The following is a 1009-nucleotide window of genomic DNA, read 5'->3' as shown; positions in this document are numbered from 1 at the left end:
AAGTAATGCAATATGTAAGTTCAAGCTCAGAAATAGGTAAAGAAATAAAAAGTGCGGTAAAGAATTGCTCTGAGATCAAACTAAATCAAGGAATAAGAGTTTAGAGTATAGTGTAATAATATTTTATCAAGTTAAAAAATGTAAATATATGAGTGAACAAGGAAACCTGCTTGGTGATCCAGATAAAGGCACGAAAAAAGCTAAGCATGATAAGATATTTCGTAAGGCACTCGAGAATCCTCTAGTTGCCCATGAGTTCTTTAATGCACATTTACCTAAGGAAATAAAAGCTTTAATAGATTTTCCTAGTTTAGCAATGGAAAATACCACATTTGTAGAAAGCTCTTTAAAAGATTCTATCTCTGATGTTTTATTTTCATGCAAATTTGATAAACAAGATGGATACTTATTTTTGCTTGTCGAGCATCAATCAAAAGCAGATCATTTCATGGCTTTTAGGCTATTTAAATATATGATTAATATTTGTGAGCGATATTTAATACAAAATCCTAAAGCTAAGACTTTACCATTAATATACCCGATGATATTTTTCAATGGTCAGGAGAAATACAATGTTGCAAGGAATTTGTGGGGTTTATTTGCCAATAACAAATTAGCAAGAGAATTATGGATTAATGATTACCAATTAGTGGATGTCCATGAAATTCCTGACGAAGAATTTAAACAAAGGATATGGTCAGGGATATTAGAATTTTTTCTCAAGCATATACATGAGAGGGAATTATTAAAAAGATGGCAAGAAATATCAGATATATTACCGGAATTAACCAAAATAACAATAGGTTATGATTATCTAGAAATGATATTATATTATACATTGACGAAGATAGAGCAAGATGATAAAATAAAACTAGAGAATTTATTATCAACAAAGTTGAATCCGGAAATAGGGACAAGGCTTATGAGAAGTTTAGCAGAACATTGGCAACAAGAAGGAAAAGAATTAGGTGTTCTTGAAGGTTTACAAGTTGGTGAAGCTAAAGGTATC

Annotated in this window: 1 protein-coding gene; it reads left to right on the top strand. The window is 30.6% G+C overall.

From position 1 onward, the window contains the following. Positions 1-148: 148 nt before the first annotated feature. Positions 149-1009, top strand: an 861-nt coding sequence (locus MB29_RS00830; RefSeq protein ID WP_032138684.1) for an Rpn family recombination-promoting nuclease/putative transposase, incomplete at its 3' end; no start/stop codon positions are given.

The organism is Rickettsia tamurae (genome assembly GCF_000751075.1).
GTDB classification, from domain to species: domain Bacteria; phylum Pseudomonadota; class Alphaproteobacteria; order Rickettsiales; family Rickettsiaceae; genus Rickettsia; species Rickettsia tamurae.
This window is presented reverse-complemented; position numbering and strand designations above follow the sequence as displayed.